19 protein-coding genes and 3 pseudogenes are annotated in these 22,988 nt (G+C 70.7%); 20 read left to right on the forward strand and 2 right to left on the reverse strand.

Annotated features, from left to right (window positions below; all coding sequences use genetic code 11):
- Nucleotides 1-157: 157 nt before the first annotated feature.
- The 8 genes and pseudogenes from L6444_RS12130 (at nucleotide 158) to L6444_RS12165 (ending at nucleotide 10,948) form a co-directional block, all read left to right on the forward strand.
- Complete coding sequence (locus tag L6444_RS12130; protein ID WP_236984043.1) at nucleotides 158-1,624, forward strand: UDP-N-acetylmuramoyl-L-alanyl-D-glutamate--2,6-diaminopimelate ligase; 1,467 nt, start codon at nucleotides 158-160, stop codon at nucleotides 1,622-1,624.
- Nucleotides 1,621-3,128: pseudogene (locus L6444_RS12135) on the forward strand (UDP-N-acetylmuramoyl-tripeptide--D-alanyl-D-alanine ligase). Before L6444_RS12130 ends, L6444_RS12135 begins: the two are co-directional and overlap by 4 nt.
- Entirely contained in the window at nucleotides 3,125-4,204 is a 1,080-nt protein-coding gene (mraY, locus tag L6444_RS12140) for a phospho-N-acetylmuramoyl-pentapeptide-transferase (protein ID WP_236982900.1), read from the forward strand. The pseudogene L6444_RS12135 and the gene mraY overlap by 4 nt, the downstream one beginning before the upstream one ends.
- A 1-nt stretch (nucleotide 4,205) precedes the next feature.
- Nucleotides 4,206-5,651: a UDP-N-acetylmuramoyl-L-alanine--D-glutamate ligase gene (gene murD, locus L6444_RS12145; protein WP_236982902.1), complete on the forward strand. Its 1,446-nt coding sequence runs from the start codon at nucleotides 4,206-4,208 to the stop codon at nucleotides 5,649-5,651.
- Nucleotides 5,652-5,656: 5 nt separating this feature from the next.
- The gene (gene ftsW / locus L6444_RS12150) at nucleotides 5,657-7,348 is read left to right on the forward strand and encodes a putative lipid II flippase FtsW (protein WP_236982904.1); all 1,692 of its coding nucleotides are present in this window, start codon (nucleotides 5,657-5,659) and stop codon (nucleotides 7,346-7,348) included.
- Nucleotides 7,345-8,544, forward strand: coding sequence for an undecaprenyldiphospho-muramoylpentapeptide beta-N-acetylglucosaminyltransferase (gene murG, locus L6444_RS12155; protein WP_236982906.1), 1,200 nt, complete (start codon nucleotides 7,345-7,347; stop codon nucleotides 8,542-8,544). The genes ftsW and murG overlap by 4 nt, the downstream gene beginning before the upstream one ends.
- Nucleotides 8,541-10,004, forward strand: coding sequence for a UDP-N-acetylmuramate--L-alanine ligase (gene murC, locus L6444_RS12160; protein ID WP_236982908.1), 1,464 nt, complete (start codon nucleotides 8,541-8,543; stop codon nucleotides 10,002-10,004). The genes murG and murC overlap by 4 nt, the downstream gene beginning before the upstream one ends.
- On the forward strand, nucleotides 10,001-10,948 hold the full coding sequence (locus L6444_RS12165) for a cell division protein FtsQ/DivIB (protein ID WP_373877362.1): 948 nt from the start codon (nucleotides 10,001-10,003) through the stop codon (nucleotides 10,946-10,948). Before murC ends, L6444_RS12165 begins: the two co-directional genes overlap by 4 nt.
- Nucleotides 10,949-11,008: 60 nt before the next feature.
- On the opposite strand, the gene L6444_RS12170 is transcribed toward L6444_RS12165, so the two are convergent.
- Nucleotides 11,009-11,152, reverse strand: coding sequence for a hypothetical protein (locus L6444_RS12170; RefSeq protein WP_236982910.1), 144 nt, complete (start codon nucleotides 11,150-11,152; stop codon nucleotides 11,009-11,011).
- Between the two features lie 148 nt (nucleotides 11,153-11,300).
- Between L6444_RS12170 and ftsZ the strand changes: the two genes are divergently transcribed.
- The 7 genes from ftsZ (at nucleotide 11,301) to L6444_RS12205 (ending at nucleotide 16,755) form a co-directional block, all read left to right on the forward strand.
- Complete coding sequence (gene ftsZ, locus L6444_RS12175) at nucleotides 11,301-12,440, forward strand: cell division protein FtsZ (protein WP_180919026.1); 1,140 nt, start codon at nucleotides 11,301-11,303, stop codon at nucleotides 12,438-12,440.
- Between the two features lie 100 nt (nucleotides 12,441-12,540).
- The gene (pgeF, locus tag L6444_RS12180; protein WP_236982914.1) at nucleotides 12,541-13,248 is read left to right on the forward strand and encodes a peptidoglycan editing factor PgeF; all 708 of its coding nucleotides are present in this window, start codon (nucleotides 12,541-12,543) and stop codon (nucleotides 13,246-13,248) included.
- A complete protein-coding gene (locus L6444_RS12185) occupies nucleotides 13,245-14,042 on the forward strand; it encodes a YggS family pyridoxal phosphate-dependent enzyme (protein WP_236982915.1) in 798 nt (265 codons plus the stop codon). The genes pgeF and L6444_RS12185 overlap by 4 nt, the downstream gene beginning before the upstream one ends.
- A gap of 65 nt (nucleotides 14,043-14,107) precedes the next feature.
- A complete protein-coding gene (locus tag L6444_RS12190) occupies nucleotides 14,108-14,773 on the forward strand; it encodes a cell division protein SepF (RefSeq protein ID WP_236982916.1) in 666 nt (221 codons plus the stop codon).
- A 180-nt stretch (nucleotides 14,774-14,953) separates the two neighbouring features.
- Nucleotides 14,954-15,259 (forward strand): YggT family protein, encoded by a 306-nt coding sequence (locus L6444_RS12195; RefSeq protein WP_236984047.1) that lies wholly within the window; start codon nucleotides 14,954-14,956, stop codon nucleotides 15,257-15,259.
- Nucleotides 15,260-15,511: 252 nt separating this feature from the next.
- Nucleotides 15,512-16,303, forward strand: a complete 792-nt coding sequence (wag31, locus tag L6444_RS12200) for a DivIVA-like cell division protein Wag31 (RefSeq protein WP_236982918.1) — start codon at nucleotides 15,512-15,514, stop codon at nucleotides 16,301-16,303.
- A gap of 119 nt (nucleotides 16,304-16,422) precedes the next feature.
- Entirely contained in the window at nucleotides 16,423-16,755 is a 333-nt protein-coding gene (locus L6444_RS12205) for a hypothetical protein (RefSeq protein ID WP_236982920.1), read from the forward strand.
- A 1-nt stretch (nucleotide 16,756) separates the two neighbouring features.
- Here the strand turns inward: L6444_RS12205 and L6444_RS12210 are convergent.
- A pseudogene (locus L6444_RS12210) lies at nucleotides 16,757-17,448 on the reverse strand (phosphoribosyltransferase); the annotation flags it as partial.
- Nucleotides 17,449-17,972: 524 nt separating this feature from the next.
- Here L6444_RS12210 and L6444_RS12215 point away from each other — a divergent pair.
- The 5 genes and pseudogenes from L6444_RS12215 to L6444_RS12240 form a co-directional block, all read left to right on the forward strand.
- Nucleotides 17,973-18,265: pseudogene (locus tag L6444_RS12215) on the forward strand (PE family protein); the annotation flags it as partial.
- Between the two features lie 21 nt (nucleotides 18,266-18,286).
- A complete protein-coding gene (locus L6444_RS30535) occupies nucleotides 18,287-18,796 on the forward strand; it encodes a PE/PPE C-terminal domain-containing protein (protein WP_373877363.1) in 510 nt (169 codons plus the stop codon).
- Between the two features lie 46 nt (nucleotides 18,797-18,842).
- Complete coding sequence (locus tag L6444_RS12225) at nucleotides 18,843-19,994, forward strand: PPE family protein (RefSeq protein ID WP_236982922.1); 1,152 nt, start codon at nucleotides 18,843-18,845, stop codon at nucleotides 19,992-19,994.
- A 392-nt stretch (nucleotides 19,995-20,386) separates the two neighbouring features.
- Nucleotides 20,387-22,216: a PE family protein gene (locus L6444_RS30540; protein ID WP_459551922.1), complete on the forward strand. Its 1,830-nt coding sequence runs from the start codon at nucleotides 20,387-20,389 to the stop codon at nucleotides 22,214-22,216.
- The gene (locus tag L6444_RS12240; protein WP_236982924.1) at nucleotides 22,200-22,562 is read left to right on the forward strand and encodes a hypothetical protein; all 363 of its coding nucleotides are present in this window, start codon (nucleotides 22,200-22,202) and stop codon (nucleotides 22,560-22,562) included. Before L6444_RS30540 ends, L6444_RS12240 begins: the two co-directional genes overlap by 17 nt.
- Nucleotides 22,563-22,988: the final 426 nt, after the last annotated feature.

Consider the following 22,988-nt stretch of genomic DNA (forward strand, 5'->3'; position numbering starts at 1 on the left):
CCCCCGCTGCCTTCTGCAGACCCGGCGCGCGCAGCGAAAACCCCACCCGCGGATAGGTAGGGTGTCAACGCTGGTCGTGGCTGAGGGAGGTGAATGAGTGGTGCCCACTGCGCGGCGTCCCAGTGCGGTCCCCGGAGCTCGGTTGCCGGCGCTGGCCATGCAGGTCGGGGCCGTATCGGCGGACGGCGCGGCCGTCGTCCCGGACGTGCCCATCACCGGCGTGACGTTGCGCGCCCAGGAGGTGCGACCGGGCGATCTGTTCGCGGCGCTGCCCGGGTCGACCACGCACGGCGCCCGGCACGCCGGCCAGGCCCTGGAACGCGGTGCCGTCGCCGTGCTGACCGACGCCGCCGGGGCGGCCGAACTGGCCGGCGTCCCAGTGCCGGTGCTGGTGCATCCGGCGCCGCGCAGTGTGCTCGGCGGGCTCGCCGCCACCGTGTACGGGCGGCCGTCGGACCGGGTGACGGTCATCGGCATCACCGGCACCTCGGGCAAGACCACCACCACGTATCTGGTCGAGGCCGGCTTGCGGGCCGCCGGCCGGGTTGCCGGGCTGATCGGCACCATCGGTGTCCGTATCGACGGCGTCGACGTCCCCAGTGCCCTGACCACCCCGGAGGCGCCGGCGCTGCAGGCGCTGTTCGCGGCGATGGCTGAGGGCGGCGTCGACACCGTGGTGATGGAGGTGTCCAGTCATGCGCTGACCCTGGGCCGGGTGGACGGCACCGGGTTCGCCGTGGGCGCCTTCACCAACCTCTCGCGCGACCACCTGGACTTCCATCCGACCATGCAGGACTATTTCGAGGCCAAGGCGCTGCTGTTCGACCCAGCCTCGGCGTTGCGGGCCCGCGAGGTGGTGGTGTGCGTGGACGACGACGCCGGGCGGGCGATGGCCGCCCGGGCCGGCAACGCGGTCACCGTGAGCGTCACCGACCAGCCGGCGCAGTGGCGCGCCGTGGACGTCACCCCACACGGGGCCGCCGGTCAGGAATTCACCGCCATCGATCCCGCCGGCGTGCACCACCGGGTCGGGATCGATCTGCCGGGCCACTACAACATCTCCAATTGTCTTGTCGCGCTGGCGATTCTGGACCTGGTCGGAGTTTCTCCGGAACAGGCGGTGCCGGGACTGCGCGAGATCCGGGTGCCGGGCCGGCTGGAACGGGTGGACCGCGGCCAGGACTTCCTGGCCCTGGTCGACTACGCCCACAAGCCCGGCGCGCTGCGGGCGGTGCTGAGCACGTTGCTGCGGCCGGACCGCCGGCTGGCGGTGGTGTTCGGCGCCGGTGGCGACCGCGACCCGGGCAAGCGTGCCCCGATGGGCGGGATTGCCGCCGAACTGGCCGACTTGGTCGTCATCACCGACGACAACCCGCGCAGCGAGGACCCCGCCGCCATCCGGCGCGAAATCCTTTACGGCGCAGCGCACGTCGGCAGGCAGGCCGACGTCGTCGAGATCGCCGACCGGCGCGCGGCCATCCGGCACGCGGTGGCCTGGGCCGGCCCGGGCGACGTGGTGCTGATCGCCGGCAAGGGGCACGAGACCGGGCAGCGCGCAGCCGGCGAAGTCCGCCCGTTCGACGACCGGGTTGAACTCGCCCGCGCCCTGGAGGACCTGGCGTGATCGATTTGACCGTCGCCGCGATCGCCGAGATCGTCGGCGGCACACTGGCCGACATCTCGCCGGAGCAGGCCGCGGCCACGCACGTCACCGGCACCGTGGAGTTCGACTCGCGTGCGGTCGGGCCGGGCGGACTGTTCCTGGCGCTGCCGGGTGCCCGCGCCGACGGGCACGACCACGCCGCGGGGGCCGTCGCCGCCGGTGCGGCGGTGGTGCTGGCCGCCCGCCCGGTCGGGGTACCCGCGATCGTCGTCGAACCGGTCACCGCGCAGGACGGTCGGGCCGGGGTGCTCGAGCACGACACCGACGGTTCCGGTGCGGCGGTGCTGGCCGCGCTGGCCAAGCTGGCCGCCGCGGTGGCCGCCGACCTGGTCGCCGGGGGCCTGCGAATCATCGGGATCACCGGATCCTCGGGCAAGACGTCCACCAAGGACCTGGTGGCTGCCGTACTCGAGCCGCTGGGCGAGGTGGTCGCGCCGCCCGGTTCCTTCAACAACGAGCTGGGTCACCCCCTGGACGGTGCTGCGCGCGACCCGCGACACCGACTTTCTGGTGCTGGAGCTCTCGGCGCGCCATCCCGGCAACATCGCCGCGCTGGCGCGGATCGCGCCGCCGTCCATCGGGGTCGTCCTCAATGTCGGCACCGCGCACCTGGGGGAGTTCGGTTCCCAAGAAATGATCGCGCGAACCAAATCCGAACTGCCACAAGCTGTTTCGTCGTCCGGGGGTGGTCGTGCTCAACGCCGACGACCCGCTGGTCGCCGCGATGGCACAGGTCACCGCCGCCCGGGTGGTCCGAGTCGGCCGCGGCCAGGGCGCCGACGTCTGGGCCGGCCCGACGACCCTGGACGACCGGGCGCGAGCCCGCTTCACTTTGCATGCCGGCGACGCGCAGGCCGAAGTGCAGCTGGGCGTGTCCGGCGACCACCAGGTGAGCAACGCGCTGTGCGCGGCGGCCGTCGCGCTGGAATGCGGTGCCGACGTCGGGCAGGTGGCGGCTGCGCTCGCCGCGGCCGGCCCGGTCTCGCGGCACCGGATGCAGGTGAGCACCCGCGCCGACGGGGTGACGGTGATCGACGACGCCTACAACGCCAACCCCGACTCGATGCGCGCCGGCCTGCAGGCGCTCGCCTGGATCGCCCGCGGCGGGCAGGACCGTCGCGGCGATCCGCGACGCAGCTGGGCGGTGCTGGGAGAGATGGCCGAGCTCGGCGCGGACGCGATAACCGAGCACGATCGCATCGGCAGGCTCGCGGTGCGATTAGATGTGTCTCGACTTGTTGTCGTGGGAACCGGGAGGTCGATGAGCGCCATGCACCACGGAGCGGTCATGGAGGGCTCATGGGGGTCGGAGGTAATCAGCGTGGCTGACCGGGACGCTGCCCTGGAACTGTTGCGCGCCGAACTGCGACCCGGGGACGTGGTGCTGGTCAAAGCGTCCAACTCGGCCGGGCTGGGGGAGTTGGCCGACGCGCTCGTCGCCGAGGGCGGGAGCGCACGCCGGTGAGGCAGATCCTGATCGCCGTCGCCATCGCGGTGGCCGTGTCCATCCTGCTGACCCCGGCGCTGATCCGGCTGTTCACCCGGCAGGGGTTCGGCCACCAGATCCGCGAGGACGGTCCACCCAGCCACCACACCAAGCGCGGCACGCCGTCGATGGGCGGGGTGGCGATCCTGGCCGGTATCTGGGCCGGTTACCTGGGCACCCACCTGCTCGGCATGTTCTTCGACGGCGAAGGCATCTCCGCCTCCGGATTGCTGGTGCTGGGCCTGGCCACAGCGCTGGGCGGCGTCGGTTTTCTCGACGACCTGATCAAGATCCGCCGGTCCAGGAACCTGGGACTGAACAAGACGGCCAAGACGGTCGGGCAGATCACCAGCGCCGTGCTGTTCGCGGTGCTGGTGCTGCAGTTCCGCAACCCGGCCGGTCTGACCCCGGCCAGCGCGGATCTGTCCTACGTGCGCGAGATCGCCACCGTCACCTTCGCCCCGGCGCTGTTCGTGCTGTTCTGCGTGGTGGTGGTCAGCGCCTGGTCGAACGCCGTCAACTTCACCGACGGGCTGGACGGGCTGGCCGCCGGCTGCATGGCGATGGTCACCGGCGCCTATGTGCTGATCACCTTCTGGCAGTACCGCAACGCGTGCGTCACCGCGCCCGGGCTGGGCTGCTACAACGTGCGCGACCCGCTGGACCTGGCGATCATCGCGGCGGCCACCGCGGGGGCCTGCATCGGGTTCCTGTGGTGGAACGCCGCGCCGGCCAAGATCTTCATGGGCGACACCGGGTCGCTGGCGCTGGGCGGCATCATCGCCGGGTTGTCGGTCACCAGCCGCACCGAGATGCTGGCCGTCGTACTGGGTTCGCTGTTCGTCGCCGAGGTCACCTCGGTGGTGCTGCAGATTCTGGCGTTCCGGACCACCGGACGCCGGGTGTTCCGGATGGCGCCGTTCCATCACCATTTCGAGCTGGTGGGCTGGGCCGAAACCACGGTGATCATCCGGTTCTGGCTGCTCACCGCGATCACCTGCGGCCTGGGCGTGGCCCTGTTCTACGGTGAGTGGCTGTCCACGATCGGCGCCTGAGATGCTGGCCCCGTTGGCCCCCGGCGCGCCGGTCCTGATCGCCGGCGCGCGGGTGACCGGTCGCGCGGTGCTGGCCGCGCTGACCCGGTTCGGCGCCGTCCCGACGCTGTGTGACGACGACCCGGCGATGCTGGCCGGATTCGGCGACGTCGCGACGCTGGACCCGGCGGCCGCGATCCAGCGGATCGGGCATTTCGCGCTGGTGGTGACCAGTCCAGGGTTTCAGCCGAGCACGCCGGTGCTGGCCGCGGCGGCCGCCGCGGGCGTGCCCATCTGGGGCGACGTGGAGCTGGCCTGGCGCCTGGACGCGGCCGGCCACTACGGGCCGCCGCGGCGCTGGCTGGTGGTGACCGGCACCAACGGCAAGACCACCACCACCTCGATGCTGCACGAAATGCTGATCGCCGGCGGGTTGCGCAGCGCGCTGTGCGGCAACATCGGCGACCCGGTGCTCGACGTGCTGGATCAGCCCGCCGACGTGCTGGCCGTGGAGCTGTCCAGTTTCCAGCTGTTCTGGGCGCCGTCGTTGCGGCCGGAGGCCGGGGTGGTGCTCAACATCGCCGAAGACCACCTGGACTGGCACGGCACCATGGCCGACTACACCGCCGCCAAGGCGCGGGTGCTCACCGGCCGGGTCGCCGTGGTCGGGCTCGACGACGCCCGGGCGGTCGCGCTTAGGGACACCGCGCCGGCGCCGGTTCGGGTCGGGTTCCGGCTAGGCGAGCCCGCCGCCGGGGAACTCGGCGTGCGGGACGGATACCTGGTGGACCGCGCGTTCGCCGACGATCTGCGGTTGCTGCCGGTCGATTCGATCCGGGTGCCCGGCCCGGTCGGCGTGCTGGACGCGCTGGCGGCGGCCGCGCTGGCCCGCGCGGTCGACGTGCCGGCGGCCGCTCTCGCGTCGGCGATCGAAGCGTTCCGGCCCGGCCGGCATCGCAGCGAGGTGGTCGCCGTCGCAGGCGGCATCACCTACGTGGACGACTCCAAGGCCACCAACCCGCACGCCGCGCAGGCGTCCGTGCTCGCTTTCCCGCGGGTGGTGTGGCTGGCCGGGGGTCTGCTCAAAGGCGCATCCGTGGATGCCGAGGTGGCCCGCATCGCATCGCGGCTGGTGGGTGCGGTGCTGATCGGACGGGACCGCGCCGCGGTTGCCGAGGCGTTATCGCGACACGCGCCCGATGTCCCCGTAGTACAGGTGGTGACAGGCGAGGATGTTGTGATGCATGAGGCTGCTGGGGTTTCTGTTACCAAAGTGAAACAAGTTGCGCAGACTGATGAACCGCTCGGGTCTCGGGTGATGGCCGCGGCCGTCGCCGCCGCCCGCGAACTGGCCCAACCCGGCGACACGGTGCTGCTGGCCCCGGCCGGCGCGTCGTTCGACCAGTTCACCGGCTACGGTGCCCGCGGCGACGCCTTTGCCGCCGCCGTTCGCGCCTCGGTGCGGTAGGCGGGATGGGTATCGCGCTGACCCGGCTGCTGGGCCGGGGTCGCGGCTCGACGGAGACCACGAACGCCGCCGGCACCGAGGGCGCCGAAGGGGCCTCCGACATTCCGGCCAACCCGGACACTGCCGTCGCTCCGGACACTTCGGGCGCGCCGGACACCGCGGCGGTCGACCCGTCGCAGCCGGCGACCGCACCGGCGGCCAGCAAAGCCGGCAAACCCAAAGCCGACCCGTCGGGTCCGCGCAGCCGGTTCGGCGCCTGGCTAGGCCGGCCCATGACCTCGTTCCACCTGATCATCGCCGTCACCGCGCTGCTGACGTCGCTCGGTCTGATCATGGTGCTCTCGGCGTCCGGCGTGCATTCCTACGGCAACGACGGTTCGGCGTGGGTGATCTTCGGCAAGCAGGTGATGTGGACCGTCGTCGGGCTGATCGCCTGCTACGCCGGACTGCGGATGTCGGTGCGGTTCATCCGGCGCATCGCGTTCATGAGTTACGCGGTCACCTGCGTGCTGCTGGTCTTGGTGCTGATCCCCGGAATCGGCAACCTGGCCAACGGATCCCGCAAATGGTTCGTCATCGCAGGCTTCTCGATGCAGCCCTCCGAGCTGTCCAAGATCGCCTTCGCCATCTGGGGGGCGCACCTGCTGGCGGCCCGGCGCGGGGAGCGGGCCTCGCTGCGCGAGATGCTCGTTCCGCTGGTCCCGGCCGCGCTGATCTCGCTCGGTCTGATCATGGCCCAGCCGGACCTGGGGCAGACCGTGTCGTTCGGCATCATTCTGCTGGGCCTGCTCTGGTACTCCGGCCTGGACCTGCGGTTGTTCATCAGCTCGCTGGGCATGGTGGTGGCGGCGGGCGCCGTGCTGGCCATGTCCGCCGGCTATCGCTCCGACCGGGTGCGGTCCTGGCTGGACCCCGAGAACGACCCGATGGACACCGGCTACCAGGCCCGACAGGCCAAATACGCGCTGGCGCACGGCGGCATCTTCGGCGACGGCCTGGGTCAGGGCGTGGCCAAGTGGAACTATCTGCCCAACGCCCACAACGACTTCATCTTCGCGATCATCGGCGAGGAACTCGGCCTGATCGGGGCGGTGGGCCTGCTCGGGCTGTTCGGGTTGTTCGCCTACACCGGGATGCGGATCGCGCGCCGTTCGGCCGACCCGTTCCTGCGGTTGCTGACCGCCACCACCACGCTGTGGGTGCTGGGCCAGGCGTTCATCAACATCGGCTACGTGATCGGGTTGCTGCCGGTCACCGGGCTGCAGCTACCACTGATATCCGCCGGTGGAACATCAACGGCCGCAACGCTTTTCATGATCGGCATCATGGCCAACGCGGCCCGGAACGAGCCGGAGGCGGTGGCCGCGCTGCGGGCCGGGCGCGACGACAAGGTCAACCGGTTCCTGCGGCTGCCGGTGCCCGAACCCTACGTTCCGAGCCGCCTGGAATCGTTCCGGGACCGCAAGAAGCCGCCCCGACCCAAACCCGCCAAGCAGGCCAAGCAGCCGCCCCGCCCGGCGCCCCGGCGCGCCGCTCGCTCGACCCGGCAGGCACTGCCGCGCACCGCGGAACGCTCGGCTCGCCGGTCTGCGGGCACCGGGCAGGCGCGGGCCAGGCATCATGGATCTGGCCAGCGCTACGCCGGCCAGCGTCAGACAGGGCGTGCTCGCGCATTGGAAGGTCAGCGTTACGGGTGAACGACAAGGTCAGTGAGTCGGCCGGCGGGTCGGGGGCAGGTCCCTCGCCCGCCGGTGCCGCGTCGTCGTCCTTCGGGGCCGCCGGGACGCTGTCGGTGGTCCTGGCCGGCGGCGGCACCGCCGGGCACGTGGAGCCCGCAATGGCCGTCGCCGACGCACTGACCGCCCTGGACGCCTCGATCCGCATCACCGCACTGGGCACCGCGCGCGGTTTGGAGACCCGGTTGGTGCCCCAGCGCGGCTACCAGCTGGAGCTGATCACGCCGGTGCCGCTGCCGCGCAAACCCAGCGGCGACCTGGCCCGGCTGCCGCCGCGGGTGTGGCGCGCGGTGCGCGAGACCCGGGCGGTCCTCGACCACGTCCACGCCGACGTAGTGATCGGCTTCGGCGGATACGTCGCGCTGCCGGCCTACCTGGCCGCCCGCGGGCGCCCGGGACGCCGGCGGATACCGGTGCTGATCCACGAAGCCAACGCCCGGGCGGGCCTGGCCAACCGGGTCGGCGCGCGCTCCGCCGACCGCATCCTGTCCGCGGTGCCACACTCCGGTCTGCGCCGCGCCGAAGTGGTGGGCGTGCCGGTGCGCGCGGCGATCACCGCGCTCGACCGCGTCGCGTTGCGCGCCCAGGCACGCGCCTACTTCGGGTTCGCCGCCGACGCGCGCGTCCTGCTGGTGTTCGGCGGCTCGCAGGGCGCGGTCTCGCTCAACCGCGCGGTGTCGGGGGCCGCCGCGCAGTTGGCCGCCGCGGGGATCTCGGTGCTGCACGCGCACGGACCGAAGAACACCCTGGACTTGCGCACCCCCGACCCGGGCGACCCACCGTACGTCGCGGTGCCCTACCTGGACCGGATGGATCTGGCCTACGCCGCCGCCGACCTGGCGATCTGCCGCTCCGGTGCGATGACGGTCGCCGAAGTGTCGGCCGTCGGCCTGCCGGCCATCTACGTGCCGTTGCCGATCGGCAACGGTGAGCAACGACTCAACGCGCTGCCGGTGGTCGACGCCGGGGGCGGCATGATCATCGCCGACGCCGCCCTGACCCCGGACGTGGTGGCCCGCGAGGTGTCCGGGCTGCTCACCGACCCGCCGCGGCTGGCGGCGATGACGGCGGCGGCCGCGCAGGTCGGACACCGCGACGCGGCCCGTCAGGTCGCACAGGCCGCGGTCGACCTGGCACTGCGGGGGGTGCGACGGTGACCGCCGGGCAGCTGCCGCCCGAGCTGGCGCGGGTCCACATGGTCGGCATCGGCGGGGCCGGAATGTCGGGTATCGCCCGCATCCTGCTCGATCGCGGCGCCCAGGTGTCGGGATCGGACGCCAAGGAATCGCGCGGCCTGCACGCCTTGCGGGCCCGGGGCGCCACCATCCGCATCGGGCACGACGCGTCATCCCTGGACCTGCTGGAAGGTGGCGTCACCGCGGTCATCACCACGCACGCCGCGATCCCGAAGACCAACCCCGAGCTGGTCGAAGCCCGGCGCCGTGGCATCCCGGTGCTGTTGCGCCCCGTGGTGCTGGCCAAGCTGATGGCCGGGCGCACCACGCTGATGGTCACCGGCACCCACGGCAAGACGACCACCACGTCGATGCTGATCGTGGCGCTGCAGCACTGCGGCTGCGACCCGTCCTTCGCGGTCGGCGGGGAGCTGGGGGAGGCCGGCACCAACGCCCACCACGGCAGCGGCGACTTCTTCGTCGCCGAAGCCGACGAAAGCGACGGCACGCTGCTGGAATACACCCCCAACGTGGCGGTGGTGACCAACATCGAGTCCGATCACCTGGACTTCTACGGCAGCACCGACGCCTACGTCGGGGTGTTCGACTCGTTCGTCGAGCGGCTGGCGCCCGGCGGCGCGCTGGTGGTCTGCACCGACGACCCGGGCGCGGCGGCGCTGGCGCAGCGCAGCGCGGAGCTGGGCATCCGGGTGCTGCGGTACGGCTCGTCCGGGCCCGACCTGGCCGCGACTCTGGTGTCGTGGGAGCAGCTGGGCACCGAAGCGGTCGCAACCATCCAGTTGGCTCCCGACATCGACCCGCCGGCCCCGCAGCGGGTGATGCGGTTGTCGGTGCCGGGTCGTCACATGGCGCTCAACGCGTTGGGCGCGCTGCTGGCCGCGGTACAAGTGGGCGCCGCGATCGACGAGGTGCTGGACGGGCTGGCCGGTTTCGAGGGCGTGCGGCGTCGCTTCGAGCTGGTCGGCAGCGCCTACTCGGTGCGCGTGTACGACGACTACGCCCACCATCCCACCGAGATCGCGGCGACGCTGGCGGCGGTGCGCTCGGTGGTCAAGCAAACCGGCAGTGGACGTTCCGTTGTCGTGTTCCAGCCCCACTTGTATTCGCGGACAAAGGCCTTCGCTCGTGAATTCGGCCAGGCACTGGACGGCGCGGACGAAGTGTTCGTGCTCGACGTCTACGGGGCGCGCGAGCAACCGCTGGCCGGGGTGAGCGGTGCCAGCGTCGCCGAGCACGTCAGCGTGCCGGTGCGCTACCTGCCGGACTTCTCGGCGGTCGCCCAGCAGGTGGCCGCCGCGGCCGGCCCGGGCGACGTCATCGTCACCATGGGTGCCGGCGACGTGACGATGCTCGGGCCCGAGATCGTCGCCGCGCTGCGGGCGCGGTCCAATCGCAGCGCACCCGGGCCGGTGTTGCAGTGAGCGAGCCCGACGAGGGCCGCCCCGCCGAACCGGCGGACCACGCAGAATCCACCGAAGCGGCCACCGAGCCGATCGCGACCGCGGCCGCACCCGCCCAGGGCGCGCCGCCGGAACCCGACGAAGAGGATTTCGAGGGGCCGCGGCGGCGCGCCCGGCGGGAACGTGCCGAGCGCCGCGCGGCGCAGGCCCGCGCCACCGCGATCGAGCATGCCCGCCGCGAGGCCAAGCGCCGGGCCCGCGGCGCTGTACTGCCCGAGCCGAAACCCGTTGGGCGCGGGGTGGTTCGGGGCCTGAGGATGCTGCTGGCCACGGTGGCGCTGCTGGTGATCGGGATCGGGCTGGGACTGATCCTGTACTTCACGCCGGCGATGTCGGCGCGCACCATCGTGGTCACCGGGACCGGCGTGGTGACCCGGGAGGACGTGCTGGACGCCGCACAGGTGCGCATCGGGACGCCGTTGTTGCAGATCAACACCAATCAGGTCGCCGACCGGGTGGCCGCGATCCGCCGCGTCGCCAGCGCCCGGGTGCAGCGCGAGTATCCGTCCGCGCTGCGCATCACCATCGTGGAGCGAGTTCCGGTGGTGGTGAAGGACTTTCCGGACGGTCCACACCTGTTCGACCGGGATGGCGTCGACTTCGCGACGGACCCGCCGCCGCCGGCTCTGCCGTATATAGAGGTCGACAATCCCGGGCCGACCGACCCGGCCACGCTGGCCGCGCTCAAGGTGTTGCTGGCGCTGCGTCCCGAGGTCGCCAGTCAGGTGGGGCGCATCGCGGCGCCGTCGGTGTCCTCGATCACGCTCACGCTGTCCGACGGGCGGGTGGTGATCTGGGGGACCACCGACCGGGCCGACGAGAAAGCCGAGAAGCTGGCGGCGCTGCTCACCCAGCCGGGGCGTACCTATGACGTGTCCAGCCCGGACCTGCCGACGGTCAAGTAGCGCGTCCTTCCTCGCCTCTGTCGCCGAACGTCACGCTGGCGTGGCAGTCGGTGCCGACCGTCACGCCAGCGTGACGGTCGCCGCCGGCAGCGTGACGGTCGGCACCGGCAGCGTGACGGTCGCCGCCGGCAGCGGCCAGCGCGAAACACCGGCAACCGCGGAATCCGCGGAAAATTCACGCGCGGCGCGTCGGCGCGCCTGCACGGTTAGCGTCCGTCGTACCCATACGGTTCTGGTTACGCGGAACTACTTGACATAACTCTAACTCTATGGTTGAGGTTGAGGGTTTTGCAAGCAGACACACCGCAAAGAGACCCAGGGGAACTAAGCCCATCAGGGAGGAAGACGAATGATGACCCCCCCACATAACTATCTGGCCGTCATCAAGGTCGTGGGCATTGGTGGTGGCGGCGTCAACGCCGTCAACCGGATGATCGAACAGGGCCTCAAGGGCGTGGAGTTCATCGCGATCAACACCGATGCGCAGGCTTTGCTGATGAGCGACGCCGACGTCAAGCTCGACGTCGGCCGCGACTCCACGCGCGGACTGGGCGCCGGCGCCGACCCCGAGGTCGGCAAGAAGGCCGCCGAGGACGCCAAGGAGGAGATCGAGGAGCTGCTGCGCGGCGCCGACATGGTGTTCGTCACCGCCGGCGAGGGCGGCGGCACCGGCACCGGCGGCGCGCCCGTGGTGGCCAACATCGCCCGCAAACTCGGGGCCTTGACCGTCGGGGTGGTCACACGCCCGTTCTCCTTCGAGGGCAAGCGGCGCAGCAACCAGGCCGAGAACGGCATCGCCGCGCTGCGCGAAAGCTGCGACACGCTGATCGTGATCCCCAACGACCGGCTGCTGCAGATGGGTGACGCCGCGGTATCGCTGATGGACGCGTTCCGCAGCGCCGACGAGGTGCTGCTCAACGGTGTCCAGGGCATCACCGACCTGATCACCACACCGGGCTTGATCAACGTCGACTTCGCCGACGTCAAGGGCATCATGTCGGGTGCGGGCACCGCGCTGATGGGCATCGGGTCGGCGCGCGGCGAGGGACGGTCGCTCAAGGCGGCCGAGATCGCCATCAACTCGCCGCTGCTGGAAGCCTCGATGGAGGGCGCGCAGGGCGTGCTGATGTCCATTGCCGGCGGCAGCGACCTGGGCCTGTTCGAGATCAACGAGGCGGCCTCGCTGGTGCAGGACGCCGCGCATCAAGACGCCAACATCATCTTCGGCACCGTGATCGACGACTCGCTGGGCGACGAGGTGCGGGTCACCGTCATCGCCGCGGGCTTCGACGCCGGCCCCGGCCGCAAGCCGGTCACCGGCACCGAGACCGGCGGCGCCCACCGCATCGAGACGGCCAAGGCCGGCAAGCTCACCTCGACGTTGTTCGAGCCGGTCGACGCCGTCAGCGTCCCGGTGCACACCAACGGGGCGACCTTGAGCATCGGCGGCGATGACGATGACGTCGACGTGCCGCCCTTCATGCGCCGCTAGGGTCTCGATCAGCTTGCCAGTCCGCGACAAACCGGCCACGAAACCCATGGGTCGGACGTCGGTGCCCACTGGCCGCCATGGGATTCCGGATACTGGCCGGGTGAGTGTTCGCATCCGCCGGGTGACCACCACCCGGGCGGGCGGCGTGTCGAAACCGCCGTTCGACAGCTTCAACCTCGGCGACCACGTCGGTGACGACCCGAAAGCCGTCGCGGCCAACCGGGCCCGGCTGGCCGCGGCCGTCGGGCTGCCGGACCGGCGGCTGGTGTGGATGCAGCAGGTGCACGGTGTGCAGGTGGAGGTGGTCGACGGGCCACGTGACACCGCTGTCGCGGACAGCGACGGCGTGGTGACCGCCACACCGGGGCTGGCGCTGGTGGTGCTCACCGCCGACTGCGTGCCGGTACTGCTCGCCGACGCGCGGGCGGGTGTGGTGGGCGCGGTGCACGCCGGCCGGGTCGGCGCCCAACGCGGGGTGGTGGCGCGCGCGGTTGAGGCGATGCAGGGCCTCGGCGCGCACCCCGGTGACATCTCCGCGCTGCTGGGCCCGGCGGCATCCGGGGCCCGCTACGAAGTGCCGGCCGCGATGGCCGACGAGGTGGAGGCGACACTGCCAGGCAGTCGCACCACCACCGCCGCGGGCACCGCCGGGCTCGACCTACGGGCCGGGATCGCTTGCCAGCTGCGCGCATTGGGCGTCACCTCCATCGAGGTCGACCCCCGCTGCACCATTGCCGATCAAACGTTGTTCAGCCACCGGCGCGGCGCGCCCACGGGTCGGCTGGCCTCGTTGGTGTGGATGGAATGACCGCGGTGGCAGTGGACACCCCCGTGCGGGGGGACAGTGGCGATCGGCAGACGGAGTTGACGCGGGCCCTGGCCGCGGTGCGCTCGCGGCTCGCGGCGGCCGCCGCGGCGGCGGGCCGCAGCGTCGGCGACATCGAGTTACTCCCGATCACCAAGTTCTTCCCGGCCACCGACGTCGCGATTCTGTCCCGGCTGGGGTGCCGGGCCGTCGGCGAGTCCCGGGACCAGGAGGCCACGGCGAAGATCACCGAAGTTAACCGGCTGCTGGCCGCCGCCGCCCACGACGGCGGCGCGCGGGACCTGCAGTGGCACATGGTGGGCCAGATCCAGCGCAAGAAAGCCCGATCGGTGGCGCGCTGGGCGCACACCGCCCACTCGATCGACGGGCCGCAGCTGGTGAGCGCGCTCGACAGGGCAGCCACCGGCGCCCTGGCCGAGCATCGCCGCGAGCGTCCGCTGCGGGTCTACGTCCAGGTGAGCCTGGACGGCGACGACTCACGCGGCGGTGTGGATGTCGGCGACCCCGGCGCGGTGGATCGGATTTGCGCCCAGGTGCAGCACGCGCAGGGCTTGGAACTGGTCGGTTTGATGGGCATCCCGCCGCTGGACTGGGACCCCGAACAGGCCTTTGACCGGCTGCAATCGGAGCATCAGCGGGTACTGCGGCAGTTCCCCGAGGCGGTCGGGCTGTCCGCCGGCATGTCCGGCGACCTGGAAATCGCCGTCAAACATGGTTCGACGTGTGTGCGTGTCGGTACCGCGCTATTGGGCCAACGGCGGTTACGGTCACCGTGAATAGTCACTCGAGTCACACCTTCATCACAGACAACAAATATCCCAGGCTAGAAGGGGTCGTACGGATGAGCACACTGCACAAGGTCAAGGCCTACTTCGGTATGGCTCCGATGGAGGAATACGACGACGAGTATTACGACGACCGAGCGCCGTCACGCGGGTATTCGCGGCCCCGGTTCGACGACGAATACGGTCGTTACGAAGGACGCGAATACGACGATCCGCGTCGCGACCCGCGCGCAGAGCTGCGCGGGGAGCCCGCGGACTACCCGCCGCCGAGCAGCTACCGCGGCGGCTACCCCGATGAGGGGCGCTTCGCAACGGGCGGGTTCGACCGTCCGGACCTGGGCCGGCCGCGGCTGGGATCGTGGCTGGGACGCGGCGGTGCCACCCGTGGCGCGCTGGCGATGGACCCGCGCCGGATGGCGATGATGTTCGAGGAAGGACACCCGCTGTCGAAGATCACCACGCTGCGGCCCAAGGACTACAGCGAGGCGCGCACCATCGGCGAGCGCTTCCGCGACGGCACCCCGGTCATCATGGACCTGGTGTCGATGGACAACGCCGACGCCAAGCGGTTGGTCGACTTCGCCGCCGGCCTGGCCTTCGCGTTGCGCGGGTCGTTCGACAAGGTGGCCACCAAAGTGTTCCTGCTTTCACCCGCGGACGTCGACGTATCCCCGGAGGAGCGGCGCCGGATCGCCGAAACCGGCTTCTACGCATACCAATAACGCGTAGTCGCCCCCCGACCGCAACACCGCACAGCCCGGTAGGCCAGCACCCGGCCGACCGGGCTGCGTGCGTCTGGGTCCGCCACGAGATGTGGGCCACGCGGCCGGGTCGGTAGGCTTGGCTTGCCGCCGCCGCGGCGGCGAATATTTCTTGTTGACATCGTGAAGGTCGGGCTTTCGTTGGTTGTGTTGCTTGAGATCGTCGGGTACGCGCTCCTCGCCTTCTGGTTGCTGCTGGTGTTCCGGGTCGTCATTGAGTGGATCCGCGCCTTCAGCCGCGACTGGCGGCCGACGGGCCTGACCGTGGTGATCCTCGAGGGCATCATGTCGATCACCGACCCGCCGGTGAAGCTGCTGCGCCGGCTCATCCCGCCCATCGCCATCGGCGCGGTCCGCCTGGACCTGTCCATCCTGGTGCTGCTGCTGGTCGCATTCATCGGCATGCAGCTGGCCCTGGGCGCGGCGGCCAACGCCGCCCTGTCCTAACCGCGACGTAGCTAAGCGACGTTTCGGCCACGATTAGGCGTCAGCTTTGACGCGCGTATTTTTTAAAAATCTAAGAATGTGATTTATTGGCTGCAGAGCTCGAAAGGGAATTGCATCCAGCCCTTATTTATTAGTCCAATCGGCAACCGCCGAGTCTGGTGTGACAGGATGGACGGCAGTTGCGCGACGGCTAGCACTCCGTTCTACACTTTCCAGATCGTTTGACCGTCCAGGAACTCGAGGGGACAAAGAATGCCGCTTACACCTGCCGACGTCCACAATGTGGCGTTCAGTAAGCCGCCCATCGGCAAACGCGGGTACAACGAAGATGAAGTTGACGCCTTCCTTGACCTGGTGGAGAACGAGCTGACCCGGCTGATCGAGGAGAACGCCGATCTGCGTCAGCGGATCGCCGAGTTGGACGAGGAGCTGGCCTCCGGTGGTGGCAGCGGCGCTGCCGCGCCGACCGTCGCGCAGCCGATCCAGGCCTTCGAGGCCGAGCCCGAGCCCGTCAAGGCGGCCCCGGCCCCGGCACCCGCGACCTCCTCCAACGAGGAACAAGCGATGAAGGCCGCTCGGGTGCTGAGTCTGGCGCAGGACACGGCGGACCGGCTGACCAGCACGGCCAAGGCCGAGTCGGACAAGATGCTGGCCGACGCCCGCGCCAACGCCGACCAGATCCTCAGCGAGGCCCGGCACACCGCCGAGACCACCGTCGCCGAGGCGCGCCAGCGCGCCGACGCGATGCTCGCCGATGCCACGGCCCGCTCCGAGGCGCAGTTGCGCCAGGCGCAGGAGAAGGCCGACGCGTTGCAGGCCGACGCCGAACGTAAGCACTCCGAGATCATGGGCACCATCAACCAGCAGCGCACCGTGCTGGAAGGCCGCCTCGGCAGGCTGCGGACATTCGAACGCGAGTACCGCACCCGTCTGAAGACCTACCTGGAATCCCAGTTGGAGGAGCTCGGCCAGCGCGGGTCGGCGGCCCCGGTCGACTCCAGCGCCGATTCCGGCGGGTTCGACCAGTTCAACCGCGGTAACTGAGCCGCGCCCCATCGATCCCGCCCGCGGATAACGGCCGGGACACGCGACGGGCTTGCCGTTCGGCGGTATCGGTCCTGGTAGGTTGGGCAGTCGCGACACGCCGGCTGGAGGGATGACCCATGCTGATCATTGCGCTCGTCTTGGCCCTGATCGGGCTCGTCGCGCTGGTGTTCGCGGTGGTGACCAGCAACCAGCTGGTGGCGTGGGTGTGTATCGGCGCCAGCGTGCTTGGGGTGATCCTGCTCATCGTCGACGCCATCCGGGAACGCCAGCAGCGCGATTCGGGGACCCGAACCGAGGAACCCGACGACCAGGTCGACGAGGTCGACGACGAACCGCTGGACTATCCCGAAGAAGCCGAGGAAGCTGAGACCGCCGCGCACAGCGGCGCAGATGCCACCCCCTCGCCGGCCGGTGAATCCAGCGTGGCCGGCGACGACGCCGCCAAATAGATCAGCGGGGCGTGGCCAGCAGCTCGCGAACTTCGTCGTCGCTGACCTGGTGGAAATCGGCATAAACCTGGCCGACCGCGTCGAAGTCCGCGGGCCGCGTTGCGCACACCACGTCATCGGCTTCACGCGCCAGCATGCGGCAGGCTGACTGCGGCCCGACGGGCACCGCGACCACCACCTGCTGCGCCCCGGCAGTGCGCACGGCCCGCACCGCGGCCAGCATGCTGGCGCCGGTGGCGATGCCGTCGTCGACCAGGATCACCACCCTGCCGCGCGGGTCGGCCACCGGCCGCCCATCCCGGTAGACGCGCTCTCGCCGCTCGAGTTCGACGGTCTCGGCGTCGATCACCGCGCGCACCTGCTCGTCGCTGATGTGCAGGTGGGCCACCACGTCGTCGTTCATCACCACCCGGCCGCCACTTGCCAGCGCGCCCATCGCCAATTCCGGCTGGAACGGCACGCCCAGCTTGCGTACCAGGAAAACGTCCAGTTCGGCGCCCAGCGCCGTGGCCACCTCCCACGCGACCGGGACGCCGCCCCGGGCCAGCCCGAGGACCAGTAGGCCGGGTGTTCCGCGGTAGGAGGCCAAGGCGTCGGCCAGCACGCGTCCGGCCGCGCGGCGGTCGCGGAACCTGCGGGGCGGGGTTCGCCGAAGAAAGCTTCTCGGTGGGGTCACGGTCGCACTTCCGGCTGTGCTGGGCAAACCCAAGCCTACGACCGAGCGGCGTCGCCGAGGAAGCTTCTCCACCGATCGTCGAAGTCCGACATCGTCGCGCACCCAGGCCATGGCGCCCGGGTCCGGCCGCCGGAGCGACATCTTCGGGAGTGACGCGTCGCGCCGGCGCCGTAGCAGAGGTTCACAGCCAGCGAACTCGCGAGCGATGATGCTGCCCCCGCGCGCACTGCGGGTTAACAGGTCGACGGCGCGCTTCAAGGTCGCTTGGTTTCGGTGAGATCGCTTCTCCCGCAGGAGATTTCCGTTTTGAGGTCGGAGTCGTTGATTGACATCCGCACCGGATTGTTCGCTGCCAGAATGCGTCGGTGACTGCCGAGGTGACACTGCGAGGTGTACCTGGGCCCGTTAAATCCGGATTACCGACGTATTTCCGAAACATTGTGGGAAATCCTGGTTCCCGCGCTGGCAGGCGCGCTTAATGAAGAGGTCATCCACTGCCGACCGGACTCCGAAACGGTCGGCCCAGTCGTTAGGAGACCTCATGTCTTACGTGACTACCTACCCCGCGGCATTGCTGGCAGCGGCGGGCGCGCTGCAAGACCTCGGGACCACGCTGGCCGCCGAGACGCCGCCGCCGCGCCACCGACCACCAGCATCGCGCCAGCCGCAGCCGACGAGGTGTCCGCGCTGCAGGCCGCGCAGTTCGCCGCCTACGGCTCCTGGTATCAGCAGGTCAGCGCGCAAGCCAAAGCCGTGCATCAGCAGTTGGTCAACACCTTGGGGGCCAATGCGAACGCGTACGGCGAGACCGAGGCGGCCAATCAGAGCGCGGCGGGCTCGCAATCGCTGTCCGGCCTGAGCAACGCGGCATCCGGGGCGGCCGCCACCCCGGCGGCGACAACGCCCGACGACTCGATCATCGGTACTCCCTTCAACTACTTCCAGAACGTCGGCGCGGCTGCGTCGGACTTCATCGCACTCGGCCAGGGGCAGTTCCTGCCGGGTTCGGTGAGCTGGAATCCCGCGATGGCCGACCTCCCGCCGTTGGGCCTCGCCGCGGCGCCCGAGTTGCCGGCGCCGGCCGTGGCCGGCGCGCCGGTAGCCGCGAGCGTCGGCGAGGCTGCGTCGCTCGCCGGGATGTCGGTGCCGCCGAGCTGGGCGGCGGCCGGCGTGCCTGCGGCCGGTGTTACGCCCGCAACGCTGACCGGCGCGGGCTGGACCAGCCCCACGGGGCACGCGGCGCCGATAACGACGGTGCCCGCCGGCGTGCCGTCCATGGCGTCGGCCGGGCGTTCGAATGCCGGGTTCGGGGCGCCGCGCTACGGACTCAGACCGATCGTGATGCCCAAGCCGACCGTTGTCTGAATCTGTCTGAAGCCCCCAGTTCACTCTCACCAGAAAGGGCCAGAAAATGGCTTTTGATTTTGGCGCGCTGCCCCCGGAGATCAATTCGACCCGCATGTACACCGGTCCGGGAGCGGCCCCGATGATGGCCGCCGCCGCGGCCTACAGCAACCTCGCCGCCGAACTGAGCTGCACGGCCACGGCCGCCGAGTCGGTGATCTCGACGTTGACCGACGACGAATGGCGTGGCCCGTCCGCGGCGACCATGGCCACCGCCGCCGCACCCTACGTGCAATGGCTGCAAACCACCTCGGCGTCGATGCAGCACGCGGCCGAGCAGGCGATTGCGTCGGCGGCCGCCTACGAGGCCGCGTACGCGATGACGGTGTCGCCGGCGGCCGTCGCGGCCAACCGCGCCCAGCTGGCGGCGCTTGTCGCCACCAACATCCTGGGGCAGAACACGCCGGCGATCGCGGCCCTCGAAGCGCTCTACGGCGAGATGTGGGCCCAGGACGCCGCCGCGATGTACGGCTACGCCGGATCGTCGGCGCTGGCCGCGCGGTTGACCGCGCTGACCACGCCGACGCCGGCAGCCGGCGCGGGTGCCCTCGGCGCACCGAGCGCCGCGGCCGCTCAGACCGCCGGCACCTCGGCCGGGCTACCGGCGTTGGTGTCCAGCATGCCGAATGCTGTTCAGTCACTGGCCAATCCGGCGGCGGCCGCGCCGGCGTCGGCCCTCGGCGACTTCTTCAGCGACAGCCTGGTGCAGAACATCCCCAACGGCATTATCGACATGGCATCGTGGAACGGCTTCAATGCGATCGTTACCGCCGTGCTGTACTCGCACACCTTCGATGCGGGCCTGATCGGCAGCCAAATCCCACCGGAGCTGGGCGCCATCGGGATCGGGCCGGCTCAGATGGCCGCGGGCCTGGGTTCCGGGGGCGCGAGTGCCGCGCCGGTGTCCGCGGTGGCCGCCCAGGCGGCTACGGTCGGCAAGCTCTCGGTGCCTGCCGCGTGGTCGGCGGCCACGCCGGCCGCCCCGGCCGCTGCGTCATTGGCCGGTTCGGGCTGGGCGGTGCCGGCGGAGGAGGGAGCCGGGGTGACCAACGTGGCCGCCGGCATGCCGGCCTACGCCTCGGCCGGCCGCGGTGGCTACGGTGCCGGCCCGCGCTACGGGATCAAGCCGACGGTGATGCCCCGGCAGGTGCTCGTGTGATCGTGCCGGGCGCCGACGTGGACCAGCCCCATCGGTCCGACGAGCTCAGCGTGTGATCCGCGAACCGCTCGTCAACACCATCGCTCGCGCCTGGAATGAACGCGGGCATTCATTCCACTCGGCCCAGTGGGCCGGGTGTGCCGCGGTTGCGTAGAGCCCTGGTCTAGAACGGCCTACGAAGGCGGCGGGGAACTTGTCACGACGCGTCCCGACCGTCATGGTCGCCGGCTGCCGCGACCCTGCGAGCCCAGCCCACACCGGAAACTCATAAGCAGTGCAAATGAGCTCCCTGATCAATTCTGATTGAGTACCGAGTTCATTCAAAACGAAGTACTGTGCGGGAGGGGTGCCAGCGTCTGCTCCACCGCCAATCCGAGTCGTCGGGAGTTCGGATGTCTTTCGTCTTTGCGCAACCGCAGTACCTGGCCGGGGCAGCAGCCGATCTGGCAAAACTCGGCTCAGCGATCGGCACGGCCAATGCCCAGGCCCTTGCTCCAACCTCAAATCTGCTAGCTGCCGGCGCCGACGAAGTCTCGGCAGGTATCGCCGCGTTGTTCAGTTCGCACGGTGCGGCCTACCAGGCGCTCAGCACTCAGGTAGACACCTTCCACGAGCGGTTTTTCCAGCTCCTGAATGCCGCCGCCGTCGAGTACTCCGCCGCTGAGGCCGCGAGCGTGAACCCTTTGCAGACCGTCGTGGACGCGTTGTTGGGGGTGATCAACGCACCTACCGAATTGCTGTTGCAGCGCCCGTTGATCGGCGACGGGACCAACGGCGCAGCCGGGTCCGGGCAAGCTGGCGGGGCCGGCGGATTGTTGTGGGGAAACGGCGGTACGGGCGGTTCGGGAGCGCCCGGGCATGCCGGCGGCGCAGGAGGCGCGGCAGGGCTGTTGGGCAACGGCGGGACCGGCGGGGCCGGCGGTGCCGGGGCCAACGGCGGTGCCGGCGGTACCGGCGGTTGGTTGTGGGGCAACGGCGGTGGCGGTGGGCTCGGTGGTACCGGAGCCGCCGGTGGTGTCGGCGGTAGTGCACTGCTGTTCGGCGACGGCGGCGTGGGCGGCATGGGCGGCGCCGGTGCGGCCGGGGCTGCTGGGTCCCCCGGCCTCCAGGGTGGTTCGACCATGACCGGGGGCGACGGCGGCCCCGGCGGCAACGGCGGGACTGGCGGCGCCGGTGGCCGCGGCGGGCTGTTGTTCGGCAACGGTGGAGCTGGTGGCCAAGGAGGGTTTGCCGGCGTCGGAGGTGACGGCGGTCGGGGAGCTGACGGCTACCTCGGCCACATCAACGCTGGTGATGGCGGCCACGGCGGCGACCCGGGCGGCGTAGGTAGCGGTGGTCCCGGCGGTGCCGGCGGTCTGATCGGTCACAGCGGGGCCAACGGGGCGGCCGGCACGATCGTCGCCGGCGGCAACGGCGGCAACGGCGGCAACGGCTACGACCCCGGCTCGACCAACAACGGCAATGGCGGCAATGGCGGCAACGGTGGGACAGCCGGGTCAGCCGGCAACGGTGGCAATGGCGGCAATGGCGGCAACGGCTACACCAACCTGGTCGGCAACGCTGTCGTGGCCGGCAATGGCGGAGCAGGGGGCACCGCTGCCCACGGCACGGGCGGCAACGGCGGCAACGGCGGCGATGCGTGGGTCACCAACAGTTCGTCTTCGGCCACCGCCACCGCGGGTGTCGGTGGGGCGGGTGGTGCCGGCGCCAACGGCGGCAACGGCGGCAGCGGCGGCAGGGGATCGATTACGGTTCCGCGAGTGTCACGGGTGGCAGGGGCGGCGACGGTGGCGCCGGCACTGCCGGTGCCGGTGGCTGGGGTGGTGGCGGCGGCGAAGCCGGTAACAACACCGTCGGCACAGCGGGCAATGTCCAAGGCGGAGCGGGTGGTAACGGCGGCAAGGGCACCACGAGCGGCGGTGCCGGCGGCAGGGGAGGCCAGGCCTACAGCGAGGGAAATGGAATGGTCCTGGGCGGCCATGGCGGCGACGGCGGTGTGGGCGGTAGCGGCGCCGGCGGTTCGGGCGGACCGGGTGGGGATGCCGAGTTTGCCGTTGGCGGTGCCGCCGTCGGCGGCACCGCCGGGAAGGGCGGCTCCGGTGCTGTTGGCGGTAATGGCGGCTACGGCGGCGACGCGTTGGCGGAAGGACCCAATGCCAGCGCCAATGCCTGGGGCGGCGGGGTGGGGCTGGTGGCGCCGGCACCGTGGGTGCCGGCGGTAACGGTGGGGCCGGCGGTACGGCGACCATTGACCTTGCTACCGGTGTCAGCGACGCGGTGTCCGGAGGCGGCGGTGCGGGCGGCGCCGGCATTACTGCCGGAGGCAACGGAGGGTCAGGCGGGCCGGCCTACAACCACGGAAATGGGGGTGCCAATGGCGGCGCGGCTGGTGACGGCGGAAACGCATCGGGGCCCGGCAGCCGGGGCGGTAACGGCGGGGACGGCGGCGATGCCTATGCACACATCCTCGCCTACGCCCACGCCGCCTCCGGCGGCAACCCCGGCAGTGGTGGCCCGGGCGGCTCCAGCGGATCGCACGGCGCGTACGGTGCCAACAGTCAGCTGTGAACCGTAGTCAGGTGTCGGAACCTCGTCACCAGGCCGACGACCGGCTTTAGATCGTCGACTCTGCGTCGAGCGCGCGTTCCATTCGCACTTCTGCGCCGTGGACGCAGGATCAATGACGTCAGCAGGGGACGGACTGCCCGGACGGCACCGAATACGTCGTGGAGGTTTACCGCTACAACGGTCGCGTCACCGTCGCCCGCCTCTGCCATCGGAACGACAGGGAGCGGTAGCCGGGCGTGTTCGCAGTTGATTAAGAGTCAGCGGTTGCCAGCAATCTCTGCGTTAGCGGCGCCACCGCGAAGACGCGAAAGTAGCTCCACTGCCCGGTGTCTTCGACGGTCGCCGCGTTCGGCTTCGTCCGGCTTCGTCCGGCGCGTGACGTGTCAATCACCGGCCCTTCTCTATGTCACCGATCGGCTTAAGTCA

This window comes from Mycobacterium kiyosense (genome assembly GCA_021654635.1).
GTDB classification, from domain to species: domain Bacteria; phylum Actinomycetota; class Actinomycetes; order Mycobacteriales; family Mycobacteriaceae; genus Mycobacterium; species Mycobacterium kiyosense.

Bases quoted from the DNA above. Each gene is read 5' to 3' on its own strand.
- L6444_RS12130 (WP_236984043.1), top strand. From the start codon at position 158: ATGCAGGTCGGGGCCGTATCGGCGGACGGCGCGGCCGTCGTCCCGGAC.
- murD (WP_236982902.1), top strand. From the start codon at position 4,206: ATGCTGGCCCCGTTGGCCCCCGGCGCGCCGGTCCTGATCGCCGGCGCG.
- ftsW (WP_236982904.1), top strand. From the start codon at position 5,657: ATGGGTATCGCGCTGACCCGGCTGCTGGGCCGGGGTCGCGGCTCGACG.
- ftsZ (WP_180919026.1), top strand. From the start codon at position 11,301: ATGACCCCCCCACATAACTATCTGGCCGTCATCAAGGTCGTGGGCATT.
- L6444_RS12185 (WP_236982915.1), top strand. From the start codon at position 13,245: ATGACCGCGGTGGCAGTGGACACCCCCGTGCGGGGGGACAGTGGCGAT.
- L6444_RS12190 (WP_236982916.1), top strand. From the start codon at position 14,108: ATGAGCACACTGCACAAGGTCAAGGCCTACTTCGGTATGGCTCCGATG.
- wag31 (WP_236982918.1), top strand. From the start codon at position 15,512: ATGCCGCTTACACCTGCCGACGTCCACAATGTGGCGTTCAGTAAGCCG.
- L6444_RS12205 (WP_236982920.1), top strand. From the start codon at position 16,423: ATGCTGATCATTGCGCTCGTCTTGGCCCTGATCGGGCTCGTCGCGCTG.
- L6444_RS12225 (WP_236982922.1), top strand. From the start codon at position 18,843: ATGGCTTTTGATTTTGGCGCGCTGCCCCCGGAGATCAATTCGACCCGC.
- L6444_RS30540 (WP_459551922.1), top strand. From the start codon at position 20,387: ATGTCTTTCGTCTTTGCGCAACCGCAGTACCTGGCCGGGGCAGCAGCC.